Source organism: Providencia sp. LY12 (assembly GCF_057621555.1).
In genome coordinates, this window is record NZ_CM172594.1 from 3,876,559 (window position 1) to 3,899,997 (window position 23,439).

At 45.4% G+C, this 23,439-nt stretch carries 18 protein-coding genes and 2 pseudogenes; 6 read left to right on the top strand and 14 right to left on the bottom strand.

Annotation, left to right across the window (positions count from 1 at the left end; all coding sequences use genetic code 11):
- Positions 1 to 195 precede the first annotated feature (195 nt).
- Positions 196 to 2,343 (top strand): formate dehydrogenase subunit alpha, encoded by a 2,148-nt coding sequence (gene fdhF, locus ACY3ZI_RS18370; RefSeq protein ID WP_211886934.1) that lies wholly within the window; start codon positions 196 to 198, stop codon positions 2,341 to 2,343.
- Positions 2,344 to 2,828: 485 nt separating this feature from the next.
- On the opposite strand, the gene ACY3ZI_RS18375 is transcribed toward fdhF, so the two are convergent.
- Complete coding sequence (locus tag ACY3ZI_RS18375) at positions 2,829 to 4,424, bottom strand: sigma 54-interacting transcriptional regulator (protein ID WP_211886932.1); 1,596 nt, start codon at positions 4,422 to 4,424, stop codon at positions 2,829 to 2,831.
- A 510-nt stretch (positions 4,425 to 4,934) separates the two neighbouring features.
- On the opposite strand from ACY3ZI_RS18375, the gene hydN reads away from it, so the two are divergent.
- From hydN to hybG, 3 genes are read left to right on the top strand one after another with little or no spacing between them, the layout of a single operon-like run.
- Entirely contained in the window at positions 4,935 to 5,483 is a 549-nt protein-coding gene (hydN, locus tag ACY3ZI_RS18380) for an electron transport protein HydN (protein ID WP_211887265.1), read from the top strand.
- A gap of 10 nt (positions 5,484 to 5,493) precedes the next feature.
- Positions 5,494 to 5,835: a hydrogenase maturation nickel metallochaperone HypA gene (hypA, locus tag ACY3ZI_RS18385; RefSeq protein WP_154637226.1), complete on the top strand. Its 342-nt coding sequence runs from the start codon at positions 5,494 to 5,496 to the stop codon at positions 5,833 to 5,835.
- An 18-nt stretch (positions 5,836 to 5,853) separates the two neighbouring features.
- Complete coding sequence (gene hybG, locus ACY3ZI_RS18390; protein ID WP_487375638.1) at positions 5,854 to 6,126, top strand: hydrogenase maturation factor HybG; 273 nt, start codon at positions 5,854 to 5,856, stop codon at positions 6,124 to 6,126.
- Positions 6,127 to 6,259: 133 nt separating this feature from the next.
- Here hybG and ACY3ZI_RS18395 read toward each other — a convergent pair whose 3' ends face one another.
- The 13 genes and pseudogenes from ACY3ZI_RS18395 to ACY3ZI_RS18455 all read right to left on the bottom strand — a co-directional run bounded on the left by ACY3ZI_RS18395 (position 6,260) and on the right by ACY3ZI_RS18455 (position 21,785).
- Positions 6,260 to 8,053: an NAD-dependent malic enzyme gene (locus ACY3ZI_RS18395; protein WP_132496423.1), complete on the bottom strand. Its 1,794-nt coding sequence runs from the start codon at positions 8,051 to 8,053 to the stop codon at positions 6,260 to 6,262.
- Between the two features lie 41 nt (positions 8,054 to 8,094).
- Positions 8,095 to 9,543, bottom strand: a complete 1,449-nt coding sequence (gene fumC / locus ACY3ZI_RS18400) for a class II fumarate hydratase (protein WP_036949184.1) — start codon at positions 9,541 to 9,543, stop codon at positions 8,095 to 8,097.
- Between the two features lie 880 nt (positions 9,544 to 10,423).
- The gene (gene hycI, locus ACY3ZI_RS18405) at positions 10,424 to 10,876 is read right to left on the bottom strand and encodes a hydrogenase maturation peptidase HycI (protein ID WP_487377570.1); all 453 of its coding nucleotides are present in this window, start codon (positions 10,874 to 10,876) and stop codon (positions 10,424 to 10,426) included.
- A gap of 183 nt (positions 10,877 to 11,059) precedes the next feature.
- Positions 11,060 to 11,416 (bottom strand): annotated as a pseudogene (locus tag ACY3ZI_RS18410) (formate hydrogenlyase maturation HycH family protein); the annotation flags it as partial.
- On the bottom strand, positions 11,409 to 12,191 hold the full coding sequence (locus ACY3ZI_RS18415) for an NADH-quinone oxidoreductase subunit B family protein (RefSeq protein WP_036949181.1): 783 nt from the start codon (positions 12,189 to 12,191) through the stop codon (positions 11,409 to 11,411). The gene ACY3ZI_RS18415 and the pseudogene ACY3ZI_RS18410, both read right to left, overlap by 8 nt.
- Positions 12,188 to 12,739: a hydrogenase 4 subunit H gene (gene hyfH, locus ACY3ZI_RS18420; RefSeq protein ID WP_487375639.1), complete on the bottom strand. Its 552-nt coding sequence runs from the start codon at positions 12,737 to 12,739 to the stop codon at positions 12,188 to 12,190. The genes ACY3ZI_RS18415 and hyfH overlap by 4 nt, the downstream gene beginning before the upstream one ends.
- 12 nt (positions 12,740 to 12,751) lie before the next feature.
- Complete coding sequence (locus tag ACY3ZI_RS18425; RefSeq protein ID WP_487375640.1) at positions 12,752 to 14,485, bottom strand: hydrogenase large subunit; 1,734 nt, start codon at positions 14,483 to 14,485, stop codon at positions 12,752 to 12,754.
- Position 14,486: 1 nt separating this feature from the next.
- Positions 14,487 to 16,067: a hydrogenase 4 subunit F gene (locus tag ACY3ZI_RS18430; RefSeq protein WP_487375641.1), complete on the bottom strand. Its 1,581-nt coding sequence runs from the start codon at positions 16,065 to 16,067 to the stop codon at positions 14,487 to 14,489.
- A gap of 4 nt (positions 16,068 to 16,071) precedes the next feature.
- Positions 16,072 to 16,722 carry a hydrogenase 4 membrane subunit gene (hyfE, locus tag ACY3ZI_RS18435; RefSeq protein WP_006658444.1) on the bottom strand — a complete coding sequence of 217 codons (651 nt, stop codon included), beginning with the start codon at positions 16,720 to 16,722 and terminating at the stop codon, positions 16,072 to 16,074.
- A 12-nt stretch (positions 16,723 to 16,734) separates the two neighbouring features.
- Positions 16,735 to 18,177: a hydrogenase 4 subunit D gene (locus tag ACY3ZI_RS18440; protein WP_036949173.1), complete on the bottom strand. Its 1,443-nt coding sequence runs from the start codon at positions 18,175 to 18,177 to the stop codon at positions 16,735 to 16,737.
- A gap of 13 nt (positions 18,178 to 18,190) precedes the next feature.
- Positions 18,191 to 19,141, bottom strand: a complete 951-nt coding sequence (locus tag ACY3ZI_RS18445) for a respiratory chain complex I subunit 1 family protein (RefSeq protein WP_487375642.1) — start codon at positions 19,139 to 19,141, stop codon at positions 18,191 to 18,193.
- An 11-nt stretch (positions 19,142 to 19,152) separates the two neighbouring features.
- Positions 19,153 to 21,168, bottom strand: coding sequence for a hydrogenase 4 subunit B (hyfB, locus tag ACY3ZI_RS18450; RefSeq protein ID WP_487375643.1), 2,016 nt, complete (start codon positions 21,166 to 21,168; stop codon positions 19,153 to 19,155).
- Positions 21,168 to 21,785, bottom strand: a complete 618-nt coding sequence (locus tag ACY3ZI_RS18455) for a 4Fe-4S dicluster domain-containing protein (protein ID WP_487375644.1) — start codon at positions 21,783 to 21,785, stop codon at positions 21,168 to 21,170. The genes hyfB and ACY3ZI_RS18455 overlap by 1 nt, the downstream gene beginning before the upstream one ends.
- Positions 21,786 to 22,200: 415 nt before the next feature.
- Here ACY3ZI_RS18455 and ACY3ZI_RS18460 point away from each other — a divergent pair, with 415 nt between their 5' ends.
- Positions 22,201 to 22,737, top strand: coding sequence for a DUF6998 domain-containing protein (locus tag ACY3ZI_RS18460; protein ID WP_487375645.1), 537 nt, complete (start codon positions 22,201 to 22,203; stop codon positions 22,735 to 22,737).
- Positions 22,738 to 22,885: 148 nt separating this feature from the next.
- Positions 22,886 to 23,074: pseudogene (locus ACY3ZI_RS18465) on the top strand (helix-turn-helix domain-containing protein); the annotation flags it as partial.
- Positions 23,075 to 23,439: the final 365 nt, after the last annotated feature.

Sequence of the window (23,439 nt, forward strand, 5' to 3'; positions counted from 1 at the left end):
CATTGTCCGAGAAACCCTCGACACTTTTGACGATTTCCTCTCCATTTAGCTTTTGTTTACTTTTCACCTAAAAATATTTTCTTTTTATTCAGTCAATTACAAATTCAATCTTCGCTAAAAAAACTGGCACAAACCCTGCATTAGCTCTCTTGAAAGAGCGGGAAACCGCTACACAAAAATAGAGGAGCAATGTTGATGGAAAAAGTCATCACCGTCTGCCCGTATTGCGCCTCAGGCTGTAAAATCAACCTGAAGGTGGAGAACGGGAAGATCATTGGCGCAGAAGGCGCAAATGGTCACACAAATGAAGGGGAGCTTTGCCTGAAAGGTTACTATGGCTGGGACTTCATTCATGACACTAAAATTTTAACGCCGCGTTTAAAAAACCCGATGATCCGCCGTCAGCGTGGAGGCAAATTAGAAGTCGTTTCTTGGGAGGAAGCCATTGAATTTGCAAGCTCCCGTTTATTAGCCATCAAAGAAAAATATGGTCCAAAAGCCATCATGACGACAGGCTCTTCCCGCGGTCCGGGTAATGAAGCCAACTTCGTGATGCAAAAATTTGTTCGTGCAGCGGTCGGTAGTAACAATATCGACTGCTGTGCTCGTGTCTGACACGGCCCTTCGGTTGCAGGTCTGCAGCGTTCGGTCGGTAATGGCGCAATGAGCAACTCAATTGTTGAAATTGAGGATACCAAATGTATTTTTGTCTTCGGTTATAACGCCGCGGACTCACACCCTATTGTCGCTCGCCGGATTTTAAAAGCGAAAGAGAAAGGGGCACAAATTATTGTCTGCGACCCGCGTTATATTGAAACCGCGCGTATTGCAGATATTCACTTACCACTGAAAAACGGTTCGAATATCGCGTTATTGAATGCGTTAGCCTACGTTATCATCGAGGAAAATCTGTATGACCATGCCTTTATCGAGGCACATACCGACAAATTCGACGAATATCGTGCATTAGTGGCGCCGTATACACCAGAATCGGTTGAAGAAATCACTGGCATCAAAGCTGAGGATATTCGCAGAACCGCACGGATGTACGCTAAAGCTGAAAATGCCACCATTTTATGGGGCATGGGTGTCACTCAGTTCTACCAAGGGGTGGAAACCGTTCAGTCTCTCACCAGCTTGGCATTACTCACTGGCAACCTAGGTAAGCCGCATGTGGGTGTGGGTCCTGTACGTGGTCAAAATAACGTACAAGGTGCCTGCGATATGGGGGCGTTACCGAATACGCTACCGGGCTATCAGTATGTTTCGGATAAAGCGGCTCTCGATAAATTCGCCAAATTCTGGGGCATTGATGCAATGCCGGATGAAAATGGTATTCCGCTGAGTGAAGTCCCTCACTTTATCGATGAAGGCGTTCTGAAAGCGCACTATGTAATGGGTGAAGATCCACTACAAACGGAGCCGGATTTAGCGACGATTCGCCGCACGTTCGACAAACTTGAGCTGTTAATCGTGCAAGATATCTTTATGACCAAAACCGCGTCGATTGCAGACGTGATTTTCCCAGCGACTTCTTGGGGGGAACATGAAGGTGTCTATACGGCGGCTGACCGTGGCTTCCAACGCTTCTATAAAGCGGTAGAGCCTGTGGGTGATGTGAAAACTGACTGGGAAATCATCAGTTTAATGTCAACCGCAATGGGCTACCCAATGCACTACAACAACACCAAAGAAATTTGGGATGAGCTACGTGAGCTTTGCCCGATTTATTTTGGTGCGACTTACGAGAAAATGGCGGGCTTGGCATACATTCAATGGCCATGCCGTACATTAGAAAGTCAAGGCACCGAGTACCTGTATGAAGGTGGTAATTTCGATACACCAAATGGTCGAGGTCAATTCTTTACTTGCGAATGGCGTCCACCAATCGACCAAGTCAGTGCTGAGTACCCAATGGTTCTTGCCACCGTGCGTGAAGTGGGTCACTACTCTTGCCGCTCTATGACCGGTAACTGTAAAGCCCTGGCGTCTCTTGCTGACGAGCCAGGTTTTGTTCAGATCAATACGGCCGATGCGAAAGCGTTAGGCATTAAAGATCAGGAACTGGTTTGGGTCTGTTCACGACAAGGTAAAGTCATCACTCGCGCAAATATCAGCGACCGCCCAAATAAAGGTGCTGTATATATGACGTATCAGTGGTGGATTGGTGCTTGTAATGAACTGGTCGCTGAGAACTTAAGCCCGATAACCAAAACACCAGAATACAAATATTGTGCGGTACGTGTTGAACCAATCGCGGATCAACATAAAGCCGAGCATTATGTGGTTCAGGAGTATACGGGGATCAAACGTCGCTTACGTGAGGCAGCCGAAGGTTTATAGTTTGTTTTAACTCTTTGCACTGTAGGAATGCATATATAAAGCAGACCTACAGTGCAAACTATATTAAAAGCGACCGATATTAAAAATTACATAGCGATAATAAACATCGCCCTTCAACAATCGATTAAAATAAAATATTAATCGCCATTAAAAACTATTTAATAAAAAAATAACCTTTCAACAAAATAATCAACATCCTTTATTTTTACTGATTAATTTCCCTTTCTTTTTATCTTTTCCCTTTCCTTTTTATCTTTTCCCTTTCCCTTTTCTTTTTTTCTATTTTTTAACACTTATCAATCTCTAAATAATTCGCGTTGTGGCTAGGCGGCAGACGCAGCTAAGCCCTAGGAGCATACACAAGTATGTGACTAGGGTTAGTAAGGATAGCCAACAACGCCACGGCGTGAAGTATGACGAGATTAAGTATGTGACTCGAGTTAGCAAGGCCAGCCAACAACGCCACAGCGCGAAGTATGACGAGATTACTGGAATAGATCTTGAACACTAACTCCCAGCCTCTGCATTCTTGAAAGCAACGTCGTACGCTTCAACCCTAAGCGGGCTGCCGCCCCTCTCGCCCCTGCAACCACCCCATTGGTGGCTTTCAGCGCTTCAATAATGCGGTTTCGCTCTTCATCGTCGCTCTCTGGCGCATCTGTCTGCATTTTCCGCTCTAATGCACTGGGCCTATTGATAGCTTCTTTAATACGAGATGGCTTTGGGATATTTAGCTCATGCAGTTGAATATTTAGCGTATTTCCACGGGTTAAAATGACGGCACGCTCAATGACATTTTCCAGCTCCCGCACATTGCCTGGCCATGGGTACAAGGATAGCTGCGCGAGTGCATCGCGAGGAATACAATCAATTTTACGGTTCATACGCTGCGCCATTTTCTTGGTGAAATAGGTCGCGAGCAGTGGAATATCTTCTGGTCGGTCACGTAATGGCGGGATAACAATCGGGAATACATTCAAACGATAATAGAGATCTTCACGAAACTCTCGGTCTTCCGTCATCGCTTTTAAGTTGCGATTGGTCGCCGCAACAAGGCGCACATCCACAGGGATAACTTTATTGCCACCAATGCGCTCAATCTCACGCTCTTGCAAAACACGCAATAATTTTGGCTGTAGATCCAATGGCATATCACCAATTTCATCTAAAAACAGCGTGCTTTTATCCGCCATTTCAAAGCGACCAATATGAGTGCAGGTTGCCCCAGTAAATGCGCCTTTATCATGTCCAAATAGGTCGCTTTCCAGTAAACCCGTCGGGATTGCTGCACAGTTCATTTTAATCAGTGAACGTTGATGGCGATTGCTAAGCTGGTGAACGGCTCGGGCAATTAACTCTTTACCGGTACCCGTTTCACCCAAGATGAGTACGGTGCTATCACTACGAGCGACTAAATCCACTTGCTCCAGTACTTCGCGCATCGCCTGACTTTGAAAGACAATTTCGCTGAAACTATTGGTGTTTTGGATCTGTTCATTAAGCCATAAATTTTCATTTTTCAGGCTATCTTTGAGGCGAGTGATTTCACCATACGCTGCGGCATTGTCCACGGCTATCGCAAAGCGTGCCGCCACTTGTTTCAACAAAGTGCAGTTATCTTCGGTGAAAATGTGGTCATCTTCATGGGATAAAACCAAAACACCCAATGGCTTATGATTGAATGCCAACGGTAACAGCAACGTTTCCGTCATTCCTTCTGCACACAAATTTTGATACAGAGGGTCTTGAGTTTGACTATCGAGCGTTAAGCGCAGCGGTTTGTTGCTCTCCAAAACTTGAGCGAGATCCGCATGTAGTTCATTAAGATGATACTGGCTTTTTTTAACGGGTTTTGAGCGTTGATAATGGCTTGAATAACAAAGATAAACCGCTGAACTGACATTATCACAAAGGGCAACGCTAATTTGGCTAATACCAAAAAATCGGTAAATTTCTCGCGAAACTTCAGCCACTAACCCATCCATTTCAAGATGAGAAAGCACTGAGTTAGTGATGTCCACAAGGATCCTGAATTGGTCACGTTCATGACGAATTTGTTCGGTGGTTTCGGATATGCTCACAAAATCTCCAATCTCGTCCTAATCCACTGCATTGCTAAGTCATTTATTTATTTTACTGACTAACAATAATGAGAATTAGTTAGAGTTTTAAATTTTCATTTATAAACGACTTATTTATCCATAATAAAAATAAAAAAGTTTAATAGTGTGATTAATGCGATTGCTGTTTTTGATTTAATACTAATATTGTAGTCATTATTTGAAAAAATAATATCAGAGTCTGATTTAAGTTTGATCCATTCACCTATTTTAGATACTGGTTGATTTAACCCAATATCCGCTTAATACCGATTTCATGCCTCTCGTCAATAATGTCGAAAACCGTGTCGAATATGAAAGCTCTATTTTTTTACAATTATCCGATAATAAATAACCCAATGATTTTATTAAATATATTTATTTAACGAATTTGGCACGATCCATGCTTATCTCTGAGTATTGTCAGCATAAGACGAGGCAACCGGAATAGACCGGATCCTATGCCCGTTTACGATCATTCAGGAGAATATGATGAACCGTTTCATCATTGCAGACCCAAAGAAGTGCATTGGCTGTCACACCTGTGAAGTGGCTTGTGTGGTCTCCCACCAAGAGCAAGAAACAGGGATTGCCACCGTTGTAAAGGATGAATTTTTTCCACGTATTCATGTACTCAAAGGCTATACCGTTAGCACTGCAGTGGTTTGTCGCCAGTGTGAAGACGCCCCGTGCGCCAATGTGTGCCCTAATGGCGCCATCAGCCGTAAAGATGATTTTGTGTATGTAGACCAATCTAAATGCATTGGTTGTAAAACCTGTGTTATCGCTTGCCCTTACGGCACCATGGAAGTCATCAGCCGCCCAGTTGCGCAGCACATCACGGCACTCAATACCATTCCACAGTATCGTGCTGAAGCGCATAAATGCGACTTATGCCATACCCGTGAAAGTGGGCCTGCTTGTGTGGAAGTTTGTCCAACAGAAGCCTTAATGATCGTTGACAGAAATAAAATGGATGAAATTATCAAAGAACGCCGTCGTCGCGCAGCCTTTGAAAATCCAGCGGATATTTTGTCTTAAGGAATGGCAAATGCATGAAGTTGCCTTATGCCAAAGCGCATTTGAGATTATTGAACAGCACGCTAAACGCAACCATGCTCGGCGGGTGACTGGCGTGTGGTTAGAACTCAGCGCCGTCTCTTGCGTGGAAGAATCGGCAGTGCATTTTTGTTTCGATATTATTTGCCGGAACACCCTCGCCCAAGGTGCCGAATTACATATCGTGATTTCCCCAGCACAAGCACAATGTCGAGATTGTCAGCATCAGGTACAAATAACCCAATTTGGTGAAGGATGCCCCCACTGCGGCAGCCAAAATTTAATTGTCGACAACGCTAGCGCCATGCAAGTGAAGCAGATTGAAGTTGAATAACCCGTTTAGGAGCCAGTTATGTGTTTAGGTATTCCCGGTCAAGTAGTTGCCGTTGGTCAAACCCCTATGGATAGCGCCCAAGTGGATGTTTGTGGTGTCCAACGGGAAGTGAATATTGCCCTCGTATGCGAAGGGGATACCGAGAGCATGGTCGGTAAATGGGTATTAGTTCACGTCGGTTTCGCCATGAGTATTCTTGATGAAAAAGAAGCTAGAGATACCTTAGAAACGTTAATGGCAATGGAAGAAGTTGAGGAAGATGTAGGGTATTTTTTGCGAGGAAATACGTGATAGACCGTATTATTGCCCCACTGCTTTTTTGTATTTCGCCCCTTTTTACGCATCAAAAAAACCTGACACACTTTTGTGTCAGGTTTCATTAATTACCGTTTTACTCAATTAAACTATCAATCACACTCTGTAATTAGATAGCTTCAACTGGCACATAAACCGGCCACCAAGATTGTGTTCTCACCATTTCAACTTCAGAGTCACTGGCGTTAACCCCTGCTACGCCTTGGCTTTTCGCCATACGTAAAACAGCAAGAGCAACGATACTTGAAGTGATACGTAAATCTTCATTCGATGGTAATAACGATGCACCTTCTGAGCCTAATGTTGCTTGGCTTGCCACGGCTTGAACTGCGGCAAAAATCATTTCATCGGTAATTTTCGTGGCTTTAGACACGATAGCACCGAAGCCTAGTCCCGGATAAAGCGCAGCGTTATTTGCCTGACCGATTTTGTAGCAAACACCGTTATACATCACATCATCAAATGGCGCACCCGTTGCCACAAACACTTTACCTTCAGTCCATTCAATTAAATGCTGTGGTGTTGCTTCATGCAGTAATGTTGGGTTTGATAATGGGAAAATAATTGGGCGTTCAACGTGGCTTGCCATGCTGCGAACGATATCTTGAGTGAAGGCACCCGGTGTTGTTGATGTACCAATTAAAATCGTTGGTTTTACATTCTCAACAACCGTTGCTAAATCAATAATACCTTTAGCTTTATTCTGTTTCGCAAGGATATCCGCCATATCCGGCCAGCGGGTTTGTGCTTCAACAGAAACATCAACAATCTTTCTTGGATAGTTGGCAACATCTTGGCTGTTTTTCGCATAATCTTTTTGGAAATACAGTAAGCTGTCGACCATGTCGGTTGTCAGTAGTCCCGGCAAGTCAATTAACCAAATGCGAGAAATGGCTTCTTCACGAGACAGGCCACTGCGGATCATTTGGTCACGAATTTGGTCTGCAATACCACAACCCGCCGTTCCTGCGCCAAAGATAACCACTTTTTGCTCAGTCCAAGGCGTTTTACTTAATTTCACCGCATTCAATAAGCCTGACAATACAATGGCACCCGTGCCTTGCACATCATCGTTAAATGTCGCGAAATTCGCTCTGTATTTATCCAAAATGCGACGCGCATTTGTGGAACCGAAATCTTCCCAGTGCATAACAGCATTTGGAAATAGCTTTCTTGCCGCTTTGACATAAGCATCAACAAAATCGTCATAGACTTTGCCTTGAATACGCTCATGACGATTACCCACATATGATGGGTCATTTAACAGTTTTTCATTGTTAGTCCCAACATCGAGAACAACAGGAATAACACTGTGAGGATCTACGCCCGCGGCAGCAGTATAAACAGCCAGCTTACCGACTGAAATATCGATACCATTTGAACCCCAGTCTCCGATACCTAAGATTTCTTCTGCGTCAGTGGTCACGATCAATCGAATATCACCACCTTCAGCACCAAATGCACGCAGCTTTTCTTCGATTAATTCAGGTTCATTAATACTGAGGAAGATCCCGCGAGGACGAGTAATAATCTCGCTATAGTTTTCAATAGCATCGCCGACAACTGGGTCATAAACAACTGGCAGCATTTCCAGCATATGACGTTGTAATAATGCATAGAACAATGTCACGTTATTATCGTGCAAACGCCACATGTAAATATGTTTATCTAAATCAGAATGGCATCCACGGTAAGCGTGATAAGCACGGTTTAATTGTGTTTCCATATCCTCAGTTACAACAGGAGGAAGAATACCATTTAAGTCCAGCGCTTTGCGTTCTTCTTCAGTAAAAGCCGTTCCTTTATTTAATGATGGATCGCGTAATACTTCATATCCTCTTGCAGTGGTTTTAATTTTACGAATGTTATTTTCCACAACAACTTTAGCTTGTCGATTATACATAATTAATACCTTCTAATTTAAATATTATAATTCAGAGAAAACTACGCGCCAGATAGACCATTTCCTGTCATATCAATCGGATTGACATATTTATTAAAATCTTCTTCACTTATTTTTCCAGAAGCGATTGCAGATTCTTTTAACGTGATATTTTTCGCTATTGCATTTTCAGCAATATGCGCTGCATTTTGGTAACCAATAATTGGGGATAATGCCGTCACTAACATGACACTATTGTCCACATACTCGGTTATTTTCGTATTATTTAATTCAGTGCCTTCTACTGAATATTCCATAAATTTACGACAACCATCAGAAATAATACGAATGGAATGCAGGAGGTTATTAATAATTACCGGTCTCATCGCATTTAATTCAAAATTACCTTGGCTACCTGATATCGCAATCGCAGCATCATTACCCATAACCTGAATACCAATCATGACCATCGCTTCACATTGGGTTGGGTTGACCTTGCCGGGCATGATAGATGAACCAGGTTCATTCGATGGCAGTATTAATTCGCTAAAACCACAACGAGGACCCGAAGCTAGCCAGCGCATATCATTCGCAATTTTGATCAGCGCCACTGCCAGTCCGCGAATAGCCGCATGTGTGCGAACTAACGCGTCAAGAGAGCCTTGAGCGGTAAATTTGTTAGGTGCTGTAATAAACGGTTTTTGAGTTAATTCCGCTATCTTATCTGCGACATCTTTTGAAAAACCTTTTGGCGCATTTAATCCTGTGCCAACAGCCGTACCGCCAACAGCGAGTTTATAAAGATCTTGCTGACTACGTTTAATATCATCTAGCGCATCGCGTAATTGACCCGCCCAACCGTGCCACTCTTGCCCCACGGTTAAAGGCACTGCATCTTCGAGGTGGGTACGACCGATCTTAACGACAGTCATCCACGAATCAGCTTTCTTTTCAATAAGTTGAATTAAATCTTCAATGCTCGGAATTAATTGTTCATCAAGCGCAAAAATAGCGGCGATGTGCATTGCAGTAGGGAATGTATCATTGGAAGACTGACCCATGTTGACATCATCATTGGGTCCAACGGGCAATTGTGTTCCTAATGAGCCACCGAGTAATTGAATAGCTCGGTTAGAAATGACCTCATTCACATTCATATTAGATTGTGTGCCAGAGCCTGTCTGCCATACATAAAGCGGATAATGCTCATCCAATTGACCATGAATAGTTTCATCAGCTGCGATAACGATCGCCTCTTTTTTCCATTCAGCTAATCGACCTGCTTCGCAGTTAACCAACGCACAAGCTTTTTTTACATAGCCATACGCGTGGTAAACCGATTTTGGCATTAAATCATCGCCAATATTAAAGTGCTGTAATGAACGTTGAGTCTGTGCCCCCCAATAACGATTTGCAGGAACATTTACTTTTCCCATGCTATCGAATTCTTCACGGGTGCCTGTTTCATTAATACCAATAGGGATGCTCTTATTTAGAATATAATCTGTCATTACAATAACTCCATTTTAAATATAAAACATATGAGCAATTCCTATACTAAGTTAAAAGAATTAATTAAACATCAAATACCAAACATACGTTTAAATAAGACATTAAAGGTATCAAGATAACAAAAAGGCAGTTTAAAATATAAAAAATAAATTACCTGCCAATTTTTTATAAAAAATAATTATCGCAAACAGACTGTCTATTTCATCCAAAAATCATATAAAGACTAAAGTTTCAAAATAGCATTAAAAACAATATAATGTATTATCAATCTTATCTTTTAATGACAGTTAAAATAAATTGAATAATTTAATTATATTAAGAATATCGTTTAATCACTGACATAAAAACAAATAACCCATGTATTGAGTCAAATGTTGAAATTAAAGAGATTTGAATTGCAAAATAAACCAACAAAACAAAAATAACCACTGAAATATAAATGAAACAATATTATTTAATATAGAAAATATAATAGAAAAGAACTAAAAACATGTTATTCATTTAAAATACAAGGTGATATAGCCACTGAGTTTCTCTTTAGTTTAATACGCATTAATTTCAAAAAAATCATCCTTAATTATGCTTATGCAAAAATAAAGAGCATCATCACTCAACAATACTGAAGAGAAGCGTTTGATAATAGTGATCATGCCCACCTTGGCTGATCACTGAGCCTAACTCCACGCACAAAACGAGTGACGAGTTTAATAATCATATCGATGCCATATTAAACACTGGATTTACGCAGTTTTGGCGAAATAGCCGAATTTGCAGGGTGGGAAGCAGTGCTTTTCAGTAAAAACCGCACTGCATCCCTGTAGCGCGGTCTATTTATTCCCTTAACATTCTATCCTTCAATCAAAGGCTTCCTGTTTATCGTTACTCACCCTCAAATAACCGGAATCCCCCTAATCCTTCCCATGTTGGTAAGGCTTGATAAACTTGCTCGACGGCGGCAACCACTTTGTCATTCATCGGCATATAAAAACCTACTAAATCGGGCTGAATGCCTAAGAAAATGATTTCTCCAACATCCTCTTTTAACTGGTCGATAAGAAAATTCAGCGGCAAGTTATGGGTGCTCATAATAAACATTTCGGCGATATCATCGGGGTCGATAACCCGAACTTCCCCCGGTGCTAAACCAATATCCGCAGCATCCACAATTAATAAACGCTGAGGTTTTAAGGCTCGCACTTGGTGGGAAACGCTTTCAGGGCTGCTTCCGCCATTAATTGCCACCCAACCCTCAATCGGGGTTTGCTGCATCAGGTCGAATAGCATCGGGCCTGCGCCATCATCCCCCATCATGCTATTGCCCACCGCCAACATTAGGTTTTTCACGGGTGATGGGTTTTCTGAAGGTAATAAATTTTCGGCTGAAGCTTTGGCTTCCATTGAAAAGGAAGGTTGAATTTGTCTGGAGACATCGCTCATCGGCTGCCTTTTCGCTATCTGCCTTTTCATTATCAAATAAATGGCAGGCTCGCGCTCAATTTCACCGAGCAATCGAATCAGTGTGGCGCTCCATGCCTGATAGGGCGAGCTACTGTCTTTAGCGAAACTATCTAATGCTAACGCCAGCATATTAGTGTGGGTAGAATCGATATTAATCTCGCCGAAGGTGATCAAGCCCTGTAATTTGCGACGCGCCTCCCCTTCAGGAAGCGCATTCACCCATGCTTGGAAGCCATCTAACGGGCACTCTAACTCGGTTTTAAGGCAGTCAATCATCCCAACATGGTGACCAATCGCCAGTGAGTAATACATGACTTGCTGCGCATCTTCTGGCACGTCATCGTCACTGTCGACAAACTTCTGGCGCAGTGACCAGAAAATCACTTTCCCCGTTTCAGTCACTGACTCACTCATTGATGCCCCCTTGTTGCAACACGGTCACGAGTCGGTTCACAATCTCACGCAGGCGTGGGTCTTGCTCCTCGTCCATCCATGTTTGCATCGTAGCTTTCACTTGGCTTGGTGTCGCCCCATCGAGCAGGGTCAGGAAGCGATCACTGATTTCTCGACCTTGGTAATACCCTGCTTGGCGGCGCGCTTCACGCTCGATCATCACGCGAGTGGCTAGAGGTATTGATGGCAGTAAAAGCTCCACTTTTTCCCCGTCGGCTTCACGGTGATCTTGCCCAACCAATTTTTGATTCAATAACCCTAATGCCACTGCGAAACCGTAAATCGTGGCAGCTGGCGTTGGCGGGCAACCTGGGATCCACACATCAATCGGCACGATGTGTTCGCTGCCGCCCCAGACACAATACAGATCGTGGAAGATCCCCCCACCACAACCACAAGCCCCATAAGAGATACAGATTTTTGGATCCGGTGCAGATTCATACGCACGCAGTGCAGGCATGCGCATCGCACGGGTAACCGCCCCTGTGAACAGTAAAATATCCGCATGGCGCGGAGACGCCACCACTTTGATCCCGAAACGTTCCGCATCGAATACGGGGGTGATTGCCGAGAAAATTTCGATTTCACATCCGTTGCAACCGCCACAGTCCACACGATACACGTACGCTGAACGCTTAATATCTTTCAGCAGCGTACTTTTCAGTTTTGCGACCTGCTCATCGAGCACAATCGGCTGGCTAACGTGATGGTTTACGGGGATATTTGGCAAACTCATGATTTATCTCCCTGAATATGCAAACGAAAGTTCTGACGATCATTATTCAATAAATTGTTTTTTTGCTTACAGGATGGGCAAGTTTCATACATTGGGCGAAGGGCTTCAATACCGCCTTCCTCAATCCCCGATGCCACCATCAGCGTCATGGCATACTCCACGGATTTTTTCGGGGCGAATGCCTCACCGCATTGGCGACAATGTTGCAGGCGGAACGTCCCTTTCATGTACAAATCCGCTTTGTTCATTACTGCGGTTTCAAACTCTTCCGTTAAGTGAATGGCGCGAGTCGGACAAACTTCTTCACAGCGCGCACAATAAATACAGCGACCTAAAAACAGCTGCCAGCGGCGTTCACCACTTTCTAAGTCTGTTTCCATGGTTAATGCATTGGCTGGGCAAGCGGAAATACAAGCGCCACACGCAATACATTGCTGCGGGTCGTATTCCGGTTTGCCTCTAAATCCGTGAGCCACTTCCAGCGGTTTGAACGGGTATTTCACCGTTGCGGTACCCGCATTACGAAGGGTTTTGAAAAGTTTAAACATGGTGTCCCTCCGTTATTTCATAATCGAATGTTTGCGCTCGATACTGTGCTGTTCGAGCTCTTTGTATGCCACGGTTTTCGCTTTGCGTTTTTTCACATCCACCAGCGTCACGCGGTCAGTACAGGAGTAGCAAGGGTCGAGGCTACCAATAATCAATGGCGCATCGGAGACGGTGTTGCCTTTCAGCATATAACGCAGCACTGGCCAGTTCGCGTAAGTGGCAGCACGGCAGCGCCAGCGATACAGTTTTTGGTTATCGCCGAGCATGCTCCAGTGAACATCTTCACCTCGCGGCGCTTCGGTATAGCCCAGTGCAAATTTATGAGGCTGATAGGTAAAGCCTTCGGTCAGAATTGGACCTTCCGGCATATTGTCGAGGGCATATTCAATCATCGACAGAGAGTCCAATGTCTCTTTAATACGTACCATCACGCGGGAATAAACATCGCAACCATCTAAGGTGAATAACGTTTTTGGTAAATTGCCATAGTCGGCAAATGGGTGGTCGAAACGTACATCGCGTTTGAAACCGCTGGCGCGGATCATCGGTCCTACTGGGCTGTAATCACGGGCAACTTGTGGATCGAGGCGACCAACACCGACGGTACGCTGCTCCATATTTGGTGTGCTCAGCAGCATATCCACCAGCTGGGTGACATCTTGGCGCATCTCTTTAACCAGCTGAATAGTTTTCACGCGCTGCTCTTTTAAGAAGTCACGACGAACCCCGCCAATTAAGTTGGTACCGTAAGTTTTACGGGCGCCTGTCAGTAATTCCGCCATGGTCATGGATTTTTCACGGACACGGAAAAATTGCATGAAACCGGTATCAAAACCAGTGAAGTGGCTCGCTAAACCGATATTCAGCAAGTGGCTGTGTAAGCGTTCCACTTCCAGTAAAACACTACGAATAGTATGAGCGCGCTGAGGAACATAAATACCTAATGCGTTCTCAACTGAGGTGGTATATGCCACGCTGTGAGTGAAGCCGCAAATACCGCATACGCGATCAGATAAGAAAGTGACTTCGTTGTAGCCCATGCGGGTTTCGGCCAGTTTTTCCATTCCGCGATGCACGTAGAACATACGGTAATCCGCATCCACAATACGTTCGCCATCCACAAACAGGCGGAAGTGCCCCGGTTCATCGGAAGTGATATGCAGCGGACCAATTGGTACGATGCGGCTTTGAGTTTTGCTGTCGTTGATAAACTCGTAGGTTTCAGTGTCAGTGGTTGGCGCTGGACGCTGACGGTAATCCATGGTGTCTTTGCGCAGCGGATACAGGTCTTCCGGCCAATCATCCGGTAGCACTAAACGACGCTCATCCGGCAAGCCCACTGGGCGTAAGCCGTACATATCACGAATTTCACGTTCTCCCCACACCGCCGCAGGCACGCGCGGCGTTACGGATGGAAATTCTTGAGTGATTGGGCTGACATAGGCTTTCACCGTCACCCAACATTTTTCCCCCTCTTCCATCGACAGTGCGTAATAAACCGCAAACTGTCCATTTAGAGGACGCTCATCGTTCCCCCATAATACCGGCAACCAACCGCCGCAGCCGTAATAGAGGAATTCCACCACTTCTGGCAGCATCTCGGTTTTGACGGTAATGGTGACTTGGTTGGCAGTTTGCCACTCCTCTTCCAGCATGGCATGAGGAAATTTCTCGCGCACTTTTGCCAGATAGCCCGCGCCTTTGCGAACGCCCTGAAGGGTATCTGTATAATTCTGATAGCTCACGTTATTTCTCCTGCAATGAAGGTTCGGAGGTGCTTGCACCCCACGGCCATTGGTAATTTAAGGTAGTAATTTGGTGGCCGACTGTCGCGCTGTCTTTGAGCACGATTGTCGCGGCATTTTCCAATAAGCGGCTGACAGGTTGAGGAATATACGTCCCCATCACTAACATCAGTACAATCAAAATCGCCATTGGTAATGTGGTTAAAATGCCCAGCTCACCACGCGCTACGCACTCTGGTTGTTCGCCAAATAAGGTTTTGGAAATCATGCGGATCAACCCACCCAGTACGACGGTAATCAGGATCAGCACCAGCAAGGTTAACCAGAAATGGTTAGCAACTAGCCCCGCCACCACAATCATAAATTCACTTAAAAAGACGTTGAATGGCGGCATACCGCCCAGTGCTAATGCACCGCCCGCAAACACCACCGCGGTAAATGGCATAGTGCGCAGTAACCCTTTCACCACCGTAATATCGCGAGTGCCATATTTCAGTAAGACATTACCGGAGCCGCAGAACAGCAAGGTTTTACCCAAACTGTGGTTTAAGGTATGCAGCAATGCAGCCAGTACACCTAAAGGCCCACCGATGCCTAATGCCACCGCGATCAGCCCCATGTTTTCCACACTGGAGTACGCCAGCAAACGTTTCATATCTTTTTGTACCAAGATAAAGAACGCCGCCACCGCCACGGACATTAATCCGAACACCAGCAGTAAAGTTTGCGTAAATTCGCCGCCAATCGATGAAGTCACAATGATGTAGTAACGGATGATAATCAGCAGTGCGCAATTCAACAGCACCGCAGACAGCAGCGCCGACGTTGGGCTTGGTGCTTCACTGTGCGCATCCGGTAGCCATGCGTGCATTGGGAACAGACCCGTTTTGGTACCAAAACCGATTAACACAAACACAAAGGCAAGGTGCATCAGGGTTGGATCGAGAAGGTCGGTATATTTCAGAACTTCCGTCCAAAAGATTGCCATTTCAGGATCCGGCATCACGTTCACCGCGTTGGCATACACCAAAATGGTACCAAACAGACCAAATGCCACACCCACGCTACAGATAATGATGTATTTCCACGCGGCTTCCAGCGAAGAGCGCTGACCGTAAATACCCACTAAAAATGCAGAGCTTAAGGTGGTCGCTTCGACCGCTGCCCACATTAAAATCAGGTTATTACTGGTGATCACCAGCAGCATAGTGAACAGGAACAAGTGGAAGAAACCGTAATAGTTACATAAGGTTCCGACACTGATTTCCCCTTCATGCACTTCATGGTTCATATAACCGATAGAGTACAAGCCAGTCAGGAAACCGACGATCCCCAAGATAGCGAGGAATAACCCTGCGAGGCTATCAAGGTGGATCCAATGACCTGCCATCAGCAAGTCACCGACTTTATCTATCGTGCCAACCATCCAGAGCGATAACACCAGTAATACCGTGATCCCAATAGCATGGATCAAGGTGACGGGGATTTTTGCCCCGTTACCCATTAAGCGGCAGGCGAACGCCAGCAGTGAAATCACCAGCGGAGTTGCCATCAATAAGGTTAATAACATTGTTTGACTCATCTCATCACCCCTTCAGCGCGGTCAGTTGATCCACGTTCAGTGTGTTGAGCGTGCGATAAATTTTACGAGCCAATACCGCCATAATGATCACCGCAAATATGGCGTCTGTGGCGATACCAATTTCCACCAGCTCAGGGGCTTTATACGCCAGTAACGCGAGGGTTAGGTGGGAGCCATTTTCCATGAGGCAGTAACCAAAGGCCTGCTTGAGAATATTGCGTTGAGTCACTATACACAGCAGCCCCAACATAAAATGCCCAAGAGAAACCGCTAATGCAGGTTTTAAATCCGCCGCCAACGGCAATTTAATTGGCTCGACCACAAACCAGCACAGCACCACAATCACCGCTGCTGCTAACATCAACCAAGCTGGGCTAATCACCCCGCCGTTCGCGGTTGGGTCGGACAATTTTCGGAAGGCGTAGCCCATAATCAGCGGAACCAAAACCACTTTGGTGGCAAACGCGGTACCTGCCCACATTGCCAATTCAGGTGCATTTAAGGTGTAGGAAAGCGTGCCGAAAATCGCCACTAATACCAGCGACTGCAACGCATAAAACCAACAAGAGACCACCGGCTTTTTCGCGCCGATCACCAGCAGAGACGTGATCATCATCAGCCCTGCTAAATTATTTACAATCATTGAACCAGTCATACTTTCTCTCCCTTAACCGAGCCAGATGACGGCAATAACACTAGAACAGAAGGACATCACGATCAGTAAGCCGATAACCCACTGCATTGCCCAAGGAACTGCGCTGCCGTTTGCCACTTCTTCGCTAGGCTCACCCGGAACCACTTTGCCGAACCAGTACAGTAACCATGCAAAGCTCGCGACAGATTCAATCAGTACCAACACCATAATTGGCGTTAATACCCAGAACTGTTCCGACAGCGCGAAGCCCGCTGCAAAGATAGGGAATTTACTGAAGAAGCCATTCAGTGGAGGAACACCTGCGATGGCGAGTGCCGCCACACAGAAGCCCACACCGAGTAATGGATAGCGTTTTGCTAAACCACGTAAGCGCGGCAGCATACGTGTACCACAGCTATAACTCAGCGCACCTGCCACTAAGAAGAACAGGCTTTTCGCAAAAGCGTGGTTGAAGATATACGCGATACCGCCATCGAAGGCTTCTTTGGAACCGAAAACGGATAAGGATAAAGCGAGGAAAATATACGCCAGCTGCGTAATGGTTGACCACGCCAGCAGACGTTTCATGTCTTTCTGCGGCAGGTACATCATAAAGCCATACACCAACGTAATGACCGCCATCACGACACCCACCCAACCAATGATTTCTGGCACATGGGTCGAAGACATCAAGCCACGGGCAAAGATATATACACCCACTTTCACCATGGAGGCGGCGTGTAAGTAAGCACTAACTGGGGTTGGTGCTTCCATCGCATCGGGTAGCCAGGCTTGCAGTGGTAACTGGGCTGATTTACCCCATGCTGCAAACAGAATACCGCCAAACACGATCAGGCTTTGGGATTCACTCAAACGGTCAATGGCGCTCAGAGCAAAGGTTCCCGTGCTGATAAACAGGGTTGCCGCCGCCATGTATAAGCCGAGTGAGCCAACATGGGTAATGAGCAAAGCTTTCATCGCTGAACGCTGGGATTTTTCAGTTTGGTAGTAACCAATAAGCGCCCAAGAACATCCACCGGTAATTTCGAAGAACACCAATTGCCCTAAGATAGTGGAGGAAAGCACCACTCCCGCCATCGCACCGATAAAGATCAGTAAGAAAGCGTAATAGCGACGAGTGGGTCCATGAGCGTGCTCACGGTTTCCTTCAGTGAGATACCCCGTTGAGTAGAGGCAAATCAAGAAGCCGAGGAACACGACCGCAAACGCAATCAGCGTGCTCACGCCATCCACAGTAAAACCGAACAGCGCGACATCACCCGTCTGAATTAACTCCAGCGTGGTGGCGACCTTGCCACCGTCTAAATAGAGCCAGCCCAGTGCCGCTGTTCCCAAAGATGCCAGCAACGCCACTAAGGTACTTAGCCACGGCGCCAGACGGGTGGGTAGCACACTGACCAGCAACGCCCCGATGAACGGGATTATCAAGGTTGCTAGTGCAATATTCTCTAACATGCTTCGTCGCTCCTTATAGACCGGTGAGGTAGAAGACGAATCCGAGTGCCGCAACACCGAATCCTAACCAAGTCACATGGTGCGTTAATAAGAAACGACCACGAGCCAGACTGTTTTCGACCAGCGACGCCAGTACGAAAATCACCAGTAATTTCACTAGCAGTAATCCCATCGCTAACAATACGCTACCAACGGTAAAAGCACTGGCATTGCCGAATGGGCAGAAAATCGACAGGAACAGAACCGCAACGACCACTTGTTTCAGACCAATGCCCAGTTTCACCATCGCGAATCCTGAACCGGAGTATTCGGTTAATGGGCCTTCTTGCAGCTCTTGCTCCGCTTCTGCCACGTCGAATGGGATTTTGCCCATCTCAATAAATGTCGCGAATCCGCAAGCGAGCAGCGCTAATAACGTGGCAGTTGGAGATACCCAGCCTTCACTCATCGTGGCGCTGATGGTGCCAATATTGGTGGAGCCAGCTATCAGAGCTACGACTAGCAAGCCGAGGAATAACGTCGGTTCCACCAGTACGCCAAGAGTCAGTTCACGGCTGGCACCGATACCCGCAAATGGGCTGCCGGTATCGAGGCCGGAAAGTGAGAAGAAAAAGCGGAATAACGCGAAGATATACAGCACGATAATGATATCGGCTGCGCCACTAAACAGTGATGTGTTCGTGACCACTGGCAATGCCATCGCTAGCAGCAACATGCTGCTCAGCAGCACATACGGCATGATGCGAAAGATAATACCTGAGTCACGCGGCGCCACAGATTGGCGAGTCATCAATTTGATGATGTCGCGATAATCTTGCCAAATTCCGGGACCTTGGCGAGAGTGCATTTTGGCGCGAATTTGACGAGAGATCCCCGTGAACAGCGGCGTCAGCAGCAGTAAAACCACAGCTTGAACGACGGCGAAGATCCCTGTCATCAATGTGGGTGTTTCTTGAATCGACATGGCTTCTCTCCTTACGCCGCAATCACAACAAGCAGCACGATCAAGGCCGCGACTACATACAGGCAATAGAGCCTGAAGTCCCCGCCTTGCAGGCATTGCATGCGTTTTGCTATTCGGTTAATCACGCGAACCAGCGGGTAGATAATTTTCTCATCCCAGAACGGTTCCACCTTCCCTGCCCCCTCTTTCGTCACTTCTAAGGTTTGCGCTAAACGCGCTGAAGGGTCGAGCTGAGTACGCAGGCGATATAGCGGCGCAAACATAGAACGCAGCGGCTGAGTAAAGCCACCCGCTGACACTGACATCTCTTTTTCCCATGCATAACCACACGCCCAAGCATCCCCTTTACGGCGCGCGTCGAGCTGTTTGCCTTTAAATACCATGTAGATAATTAATGGAATGATTGGCAGCGCTAGCAACAGGATCAAGGTCATGGCTGGAGAGATCATCGCTTGAGATGCGCTGTTTGGTACCAGCATCGCCCCTTGTGCCACAGTGATATCGGTGGCGTGTGTCAGGGACATTGCCACGTTGGCTAAGACCGGAGCGATATAGGTCGCGCCTACACCTAAAATCACACAGATAGCGGCTAAAATCAGCATCGCGGCAGTCATTGTCCACGGCACTTCGCGAGCATGAGTGGCTTGCTCACTGCGAGCACCACCACAAAAACTGACGCCGTACACTTTCACAAAACACATTGCCGCCAACGCCCCGGTGATGGCTAACATCACAATGGCGATTGGACCGCTGATGCGCATAATAAAAGTGCCTTCGTGACTCATGGAGAATAGCGATTGGTAGGTGTACCACTCACTGACAAAGCCGTTGAGTGGTGGCAGCGCAGAAATCGCCATACAGCCGATTAAAAACGCGGTTGCGGTCAGTGGCATTAATTTGGCTAAGCCGCCCATTTTTTCCATATCGCGGGTATGCACACGGTAGATCACGGCGCCCGCACCAAGGAACAGTAATCCTTTGAAGACGGCGTGGTTAAGTAAGTGGTAAATCGCACCGAGCAGACCAATGGTCGCCAACACAGGCATATTGTTTGCCATGCCGACCATTGCCACACCGACACCCATCAAGATAATCCCGATATTTTCGACGGTGTGCCAAGCCAGTAAGCGTTTGATATCGTGCTCAGCCAGTGCGTACATAACCCCAAGAACCGAGGAAACTGCACCGAATGCCAGCACCACAATGCCCCACCAGCCTTGAGTCGCGCCGAGTAAATCGATACCCACTTTGATAATTCCGAAGATACCGATTTTTACCATTACACCAGACATTAATGCTGATGCATGAGACGGTGCTGCGGGGTGAGCTTGCGGTAACCAGCTGTGAAGTGGGAGCATCCCTGCTTTGGCGCCAAAGCCAAAAAATCCCAATAAGAAAACGATGGATGCCATCGCTGGTGAAAGTGAAAGTTGGCGGAAGGAATCGAAATCTAAGCTGCCACTTTCACGCCACATTAAGAAGAAGGCGATCATAATTAAAATCGAACCGGCGTGGGCAATAAAGAAGTACAGCAGACCCGCACGGATAGATTTGTCATCTTGGTCGGCAATCACTAAGAACCAGGAAGCCAGTGACATCATTTCAAACAGGATGATGAAGTAGAAGGCGTTATCCATCACCACCAAGGCGACCATCGAGGCGATAAACAGGTTCAGGAAGAACCCCATGCTCCATGCGCCGCGACCGCAATATTCTTGAACATAGTTTAAGGAATATAGGGCGCTGACGGTCACCAGCAGCGAAATCACCATCACCATAAAGGCAGCCAGGCTATCGAACCTCACGACAAAATTGGCGAACGGGAATGGGCCTTGGGACAGGTAAGTAAGCACTTCCCCGCTCATTAGCACTGGAATTGAGCTGCATAAGCCCAGCACGCCGCCGATCATGGCAGCAATTCCCGCGACATAAATGGCGAGCTTTTCTTGGCGTTTAAAGAGCAACGAAACAAAGCCACCCACCGCGTAGAAAATCACCGACCATAAAAGTAACTGAAGAGGTGTCATTATGGGTTCTCCCGATCAGCAACAAAAATGTCGAACTCTGGCGGCATGGCATCGACAGATGCGCTGCGGCGTTTGGCACTTTCGTTTTCGAGTTGGTGTTCTTCCACCAGATGGAGGGCATCAGTTGGGCAGACTTTGACACAAGCTGGCCCTTCGTCACTAAAATCACACAGGTCACACTTCACGGCGACATTGCGGATTCCTGCGTTCCACGCCAGGAAAGGGTTCATGGTTGGGAGGCTATCTGGCACATCTAATAGCATCTCTTTTGGGACATATTGTTCAAAGAAATCAGGTGTATCTACCGGTTTACTGCCTGACGGTGTGATTGCTCCAAATGGGCATACCAAGCCACACAGTTTGCAACCAATGCACAGGCTTTCATTCAGCACAATCATGTCATTTTCGTGGGTGATGGCATTGACCGGACACACACGCGCACACGGGGCATCGTCACATTGACGACAGAGCATCGGTGCGGTTAGCTCGCCAACTTTGACCACCTTCAGTCTCGGATATGTTTGTAATCCTTGGGCTTTATGCGTTTCTGAGCACGCCGCCATGCAAGTGTTACATCCGATACACAGTTGTGGGTCTGCAATTACAAAGCGATTCATTCGCTTTCCCCTCCAATAAAATCAGTCGGATCTTAAGTTTGTTGCAGACACCTAAGCATTTTTTGTGCCAGAAATAATATTGTTGTTTATCAGTTGGTTGGGATTTTTTGGCGTGGAAGTTCGACAGTAATGACGATGGGGGGCAATAAAAGAAAAAATAGAATTTAAGTGATGACTAAAGCTTAAAAGTTCAAAAAAGGGGGCTTGTTCATTGCCGCAATCAACTCTCGCCTAACTGGGGCTCTACCTAATTGATTGTATAGATCAAAACAACTGTCCCACACGGCTCTTATTCGAGATCCTTTGGGATAGCCATCTTTAATTAAAGTCATAGATTCCTCCATTAATAACCTGAATATTATTTATTCTTAATTTGTGTAGAATTAATGAATAACAGTAGTAATGGAACATCAAAATGAACAATAGTGAATTAATAAAAAAACTTCTGCCTACGCTGGATAATACCGAATTACTTTCAATACATTCAGACGTTTTGCTTGAATTATGCACAAGAAATGTTTTACGCACCCAAAATAATCCAGTAGGTGACTATGCTGAATGGTTAGTTTCCCAAGCATTTGGAATGAAGTTACTGAATAATTCCTATCCTGGAGTTGATGCAATAGATGCTGATGGCCAAAAAGTTCAAATCAAAGCACGCAGAATCACGCCAAATAGCCTTTCTAAACAGTTAAGTGCTTTGCGAAATTATGATGCAACTGAATTTGATTACCTTATTGCTGTCATATTTGATGCGCACTATAACGTCATTGAAGCATATCAAATTCCTCATACCGTCATTGGAGATTATGCTAAATTTAGCAAGCATACGAATGCCCATCTCATCACGTTAAAGGGGGATATTCTTTTAGATGAGAGAGTTCTTGATATTAAAGAAAAAATAATATTAATTACCAAGAACTTACATAACAAGCCACTATTATCAAACTGAAACTTTTCCACTTTTGGCTATTAATTAAGACAGAATAAAACTGAATTAAAAAATCCAGTTTCTTTTCAAAATTGAATGAGATAGCTAACTTTATCATTGTATACATGTTTTAAATAACCAGCCCCAATATCATCGCTGATTGTCCTAATGGTTAACCGTTGCCCGCTTGAATCGCAGCCAAGAACTTCTGGAGAGCTCAGCCTTCTCTATTGAACGCGTGGCTGAATTAACGGGCTTTCAATCCTCCGTGACATTTAGGCAGGTATTTAAGGATAAGTTTGGGATTAGCCCGATACAGTGGAGAAAAGTATTTGGTAGCAATAAAAATATTTTATAAACCATAAAAGAAATTATTTTTCATATAAAAAATATAGCCAAGAAATTATTTTTCATATCGATTCATTAATATTTAAATCTATCAAAAAACCCATTAAAAAAAAGAAAAAATATATTCCTCATTATTTTTAAAAATAAAACTGGTAATACCAGAACAGATAAAAACAAATTACTTAATTAAAATGTCACGCAAGTAAAATAAACATTAAATAAGAATTATCTTAATACAAATTAATGATAAAGAATCATTCTCACTCTTAACATTAGGATTAAAAACCGTTTTAATTCCACTTTCAAAATTAAACACCATTTATTTTCTCAATTTAGATAAAAGGATCATGAGTGCTAATTCTTGAATAAAACACT